Source organism: Rhodanobacter sp. MP1X3, from assembly GCF_014207165.1.
GTDB lineage: Bacteria > Pseudomonadota > Gammaproteobacteria > Xanthomonadales > Rhodanobacteraceae > Rhodanobacter.
The window spans coordinates 1-5,483 of the sequence record NZ_JACHCO010000018.1; the positions used below are offsets into that span (position 1 = coordinate 1).

The following is a 5,483-nucleotide window of genomic DNA, read 5'->3' on the forward strand; positions in this document are numbered from 1 at the left end:
TAAGGCCCCTGGCGGTGACCTACTCTTGCATGGCAAAGCCACACTACCATCGGCGCATGCGCGTTTCACTTCTGAGTTCGGGATGGGATCAGGTGGTACCACGCCGCTATGGCCGCCAGGGAAGGGGTGGGAGCAGCGCGTTAAGCGCCAGCTCCACATTCTTCTGAAGCGTCGGATCACAAAGAACGGTGATCCGATTCTTCCGTGAGATGACTCTCACGAATAAGGTTGTAAACGAGTGACAAGCGTCGAGGTGAAATCGGATCAGACAAGCTTCAAGGAACGATAGAAGCGTCTTGGGGTTATATGGCCAAGCCTCACGGCTCATTAGTATCAGTTAGCTCCATGCATTGCTGCACTTCCACACCTGACCTATCAACCACCTGGTCTTGATGGTGCCTTAAGGAGAGTCAAGCTCTCGGGAGATCTCATCTTGGGGCGTGCTTCCCGCTTAGATGCTTTCAGCGGTTATCACTTCCGTTCATAGCTACCGGGCAATGCCATTGGCATGACAACCCGAACACCAGCGGAACGTCCACTCCGGTCCTCTCGTACTAGGAGCAGCCCCCCTCAAATCTCCAACGCCCACGACAGATAGGGACCGAACTGTCTCACGACGTTCTGAACCCAGCTCGCGTACCACTTTAAATGGCGAACAGCCATACCCTTGGGACCGGCTACAGCCCCAGGATGTGATGAGCCGACATCGAGGTGCCAAACACCGCCGTCGATATGAACTCTTGGGCGGTATCAGCCTGTTATCCCCGGAGTACCTTTTATCCGTTGAGCGATGGCCCTTCCATACAGAACCACCGGATCACTATGACCTACTTTCGTACCTGCTTGATCCGTCGATCTCGCAGTCAAGCACGCTTATGCCATTGCACACAGTGCGCGATGTCCGACCGCGCTGAGCGTACCTTCGTGCTCCTCCGTTACTCTTTGGGAGGAGACCGCCCCAGTCAAACTACCCACCATACACGGTCCCTGACCCGGATTACGGGCCTAGGTTAGAACGTCAAGCACTTCAGGGTGGTATTTCAAGGTTGGCTCCACGCAAACTGGCGTCTGCGCTTCAAAGCCTCCCACCTATCCTACACAGAAGAACTCAACGTTCAGTGTAAAGCTATAGTAAAGGTTCACGGGGTCTTTCCGTCTTGCCGCGGGAACGCTGCATCTTCACAGCGAATTCAATTTCACTGAGTCTCGGGTGGAGACAGCGCCGCTGTCGTTACGCCATTCGTGCAGGTCGGAACTTACCCGACAAGGAATTTCGCTACCTTAGGACCGTTATAGTTACGGCCGCCGTTTACTGGGGCTTCGATCAAGAGCTTCGCCTTGCGGCTGACCCCATCAATTAACCTTCCAGCACCGGGCAGGCGTCACACCCTATACGTCCACTTTCGTGTTTGCAGAGTGCTGTGTTTTTGATAAACAGTCGCAGCGGCCAGGTTACTGCGACCCTTCAACGCTCAGTCACGCATGTGACCACGCTAAAGGGCGCACCTTCTCCCGAAGTTACGGTGCCATTTTGCCTAGTTCCTTCACCCGAGTTCTCTCAAGCGCCTTGGGATTCTCACCCTGCCTACCAGTGTCGGTTTGCGGTACGGTTCTTCTATAGCTGAAGCTTAGTGGCTTTTCCTGGAAGCGTGGTGTCAGTCACTTCGCCCAATAGGGCTCGTCTCGGTGCTCGGCATAAAGGGTCCCGGATTTGCCTAAGACCCATGCCTACCGCCTTTCCCCGGGACAACCAACGCCCGGTAGACCTAACCTTCTCCGTCCCCACATCGCACTATAGAAAAGTGCAGGAATATTAACCTGCTTCCCATCGACTACGCATTTCTGCCTCGCCTTAGGGGCCGACTCACCCTGCGCCGATGAACGTTGCGCGAGGAAACCTTGGGCTTTCGGCGTGGGGGCTTTTCACCCCCATTATCGTTACTCATGTCAGCATTCGCACTTCCGATACCTCCAGCAGACTTTACAATCCACCTTCACAGGCTTACGGAACGCTCCTCTACCGCGTACACATAAATGTGCACACCCCGAGCTTCGGTGCATGGCTTAGCCCCGTTAAATCTTCCGCGCAGACCGACTCGACCAGTGAGCTATTACGCTTTCTTTAAAGGATGGCTGCTTCTAAGCCAACCTCCTGGCTGTCTATGCCTTTCCACATCGTTTTCCACTTAGCCATGACTTTGGGACCTTAGCTGCGGGTCTGGGTTGTTTCCCTTTTCACGACGGACGTTAGCACCCGCCGTGTGTCTCCCGTGTAGTACGTGTTGGTATTCGGAGTTTGCCATGGTTTGGTAAGTCGCGATGACCCCCTAGCCATAACAGTGCTCTACCCCCAACAGTATTCGCACGAGGCGCTACCTAAATAGCTTTCGAGGAGAACCAGCTATCTCCGAGTTTGTTTAGCCTTTCACTCCTATCCTCAGCTCATCCCCATCTATTGCAACAGATGTGGGTTCGGTCCTCCAGTGCGTGTTACCGCACCTTCAACCTGGCCAAGGATAGATCACTCGGTTTCGGGTCTACTGCCTGAGACTATGCGCCCTATTCAGACTCGATTTCTCTTCGCCTCCCCTATACGGTTAAGCTTGCCACAGACAGTAAGTCGCTGACCCATTATACAAAAGGTACGCAGTCACCCTTGCGGGCTTCCACTGCTTGTACGTATACGGTTTCAGGGTCTATTTCACTCCCCTCTCCGGGGTTCTTTTCGCCTTTCCCTCACGGTACTAGTTCGCTATCGGTCAGTCAGTAGTATTTAGCCTTGGAGGATGGTCCCCCCATGTTCAGACAAGGTTTCACGTGCCCCGCCTTACTCAATTTCACACAAAATGTCTTTTCGTCGACTGGGCTATCACCATCTATGGCCGGGCTTTCCATCCCGTTTGACTAAAACATAATGTGCTTTTGGGCTAGTCCCCGTTCGCTCGTCGCTACTCAGGGAATCTCGGTTGATTTCTTTTCCTCCGGGTACTTAGATATTTCAGTTCCCCGGGTTCGCCCTGCATGGCTATGTATTCACCATGCAGTACTGCTTGCGCAGTGGGTTTCCCCATTCGGACATTGCCGGATCAAAGCTTGTTGCCAGCTCCCCGACACTTTTCGCAGGCTGCCACGTCCTTCATCGCCTCTGACTGCCAAGGCATCCACCGTATACGCTTAGTCGCTTGACCATATAACCCCAAGTCGCCTCGGGGCATACACCCTCTTCAGGTGCAGCCAAGTACTTCGTTTTCGTTGCCTTAACACTTATCTCGGTTCGGTTTCGAACCAAGACGCTTGTCACTCGTTTACAGTTTTTCAAAGAACGTCATACCGGCCTCAACGCCGGATGACTTCAAAATCTTGAGGTGTGCTTATATTTTACGCGTTGGTCATTCCATGGTGGAGCCTGTCGGGATCGAACCGACGACCCCCTGCTTGCAAAGCAGGTGCTCTCCCAGCTGAGCTAAGGCCCCAAGGAATCCTTGGAATATGGTGGGTCTGGGTGGACTCGAACCACCGGCCTCACCCTTATCAGGGGTGCGCTCTAACCACCTGAGCTACAGACCCGGTGAGACTGAACCCCAGAACCTAGACCAGGCGACCTGGAACAACGACGTAAAATACAGGTGCCTTGTGTGGACGTCTTGCGCGAGAGAGCTCGCGACCGTCATTTCTTGAAAGGAGGTGATCCAGCCGCACCTTCCGATACGGCTACCTTGTTACGACTTCACCCCAGTCATGAACCACTCCGTGGTCGTCGTCCCCCTTGCGGTTAGACTAACGGCTTCTGGAGCAACTCACTCCCATGGTGTGACGGGCGGTGTGTACAAGGCCCGGGAACGTATTCACCGCGGCATAGCTGATCCGCGATTACTAGCGATTCCGACTTCACGAAGTCGAGTTGCAGACTTCGATCCGGACTGGGATCGGCTTTCTGGGATTGGCTCCACCTCGCGGTATCGCAACCCTCTGTACCGACCATTGTAGTACGTGTGTAGCCCTGGCCGTAAGGGCCATGATGACTTGACGTCATCCCCACCTTCCTCCGGTTTGTCACCGGCAGTCTCCTTAGAGTTCCCGACATTACTCGCTGGCAACTAAGGACAAGGGTTGCGCTCGTTGCGGGACTTAACCCAACATCTCACGACACGAGCTGACGACAGCCATGCAGCACCTGTGTTCTGATTCCCGAAGGCACTCCCGCATCTCTGCAGGATTCCAGACATGTCAAGGCCAGGTAAGGTTCTTCGCGTTGCATCGAATTAAACCACATACTCCACCGCTTGTGCGGGCCCCCGTCAATTCCTTTGAGTTTCAGTCTTGCGACCGTACTCCCCAGGCGGCGAACTTAACGCGTTAGCTTCGACACTGATCTCCGAGTTGAGACCAACATCCAGTTCGCATCGTTTAGGGCGTGGACTACCAGGGTATCTAATCCTGTTTGCTCCCCACGCTTTCGTGCTTCAGCGTCAGTGTTGTCCCAGATGGCCGCCTTCGCCACTGATGTTCCTTCCGATCTCTACGCATTTCACCGCTACACCGGAAATTCCACCATCCTCTGACACACTCTAGCCAGCCAGTATCCATCGCCATTCCCAGGTTGAGCCCGGGGATTTCACGACAGACTTAACTAACCGCCTACGCACCCTTTACGCCCAGTAATTCCGATTAACGCTTGCACCCTTCGTATTACCGCGGCTGCTGGCACGAAGTTAGCCGGTGCTTATTCCTCGGGTACCGTCAGCCCCACCGGTTATTAACCGATAGTATTTCGCTCCCGATAAAAGTGCTTTACAACCCGAAGGCCTTCTTCACACACGCGGCATTGCTGGATCAGGCTTGCGCCCATTGTCCAATATTCCCCACTGCTGCCTCCCGTAGGAGTCTGGACCGTGTCTCAGTTCCAGTGTGGCTGATCATCCTCTCAGACCAGCTATCGATCGTCGCCTTGGTGAGCCATTACCTCACCAACTAGCTAATCGAACATCGGTCCGTCTGACCGCGCGAGGTCCGAAGATCCCCCGCTTTCTCCCGTAGGACGTATGCGGTATTAGCGTAAGTTTCCCTACGTTATCCCCCACGTTCAGGTAGGTCCCGATGCATTACTCACCCGTCCGCCACTCGCCACCCACAGAGCAAGCTCTGCTGTGCTGCCGTTCGACTTGCATGTGTTAGGCATGCCGCCAGCGTTCAATCTGAGCCAGGATCAAACTCTTCACTTAAGTTTTCGACTGTCCGAAGACAATCTATCTTTCTGAAGCGTTAGTCCCAACAAAATCAAAACTCATTACTGACTTTTTCTTTCATTGGACGCTTGCATTTGTTGGACAGGTCGTAACCCTCCATCGCAAGACGTCCACACAATTCACCTGCGCACACTGTCAAAGATCAACCACTTGCAACCGATTCCTCGTGTTGCGTCTAAGACGTTTCGTCCTAGGTGAGCCGCCCATTCTATATCGTTTTTTGTGGCCGTCAACACC

Annotated in this window: 2 tRNA genes and 3 rRNA genes; all 5 read right to left on the reverse strand. The window is 53.9% G+C overall.

Annotated features, from left to right (window positions below):
* Positions 1-6: 6 nt before the first annotated feature.
* Positions 7-120: ribosomal RNA gene (rrf, locus tag HDE79_RS21695) — 5S ribosomal RNA — on the reverse strand.
* Positions 121-306: 186 nt separating this feature from the next.
* Positions 307-3,188, reverse strand: a 23S ribosomal RNA gene (locus tag HDE79_RS21700).
* Positions 3,189-3,397: 209 nt separating this feature from the next.
* Positions 3,398-3,473 (reverse strand) — tRNA-Ala (locus tag HDE79_RS21705).
* 17 nt (positions 3,474-3,490) lie between these two features.
* Positions 3,491-3,567, reverse strand: a tRNA-Ile gene (locus HDE79_RS21710).
* A gap of 110 nt (positions 3,568-3,677) precedes the next feature.
* Positions 3,678-5,222, reverse strand: a 16S ribosomal RNA gene (locus HDE79_RS21715).
* The 16S, 23S and 5S rRNA genes sit together here with 2 tRNA genes alongside, the layout of an rRNA operon.
* Between the last annotated feature and the right edge of the window lie 261 nt (positions 5,223-5,483).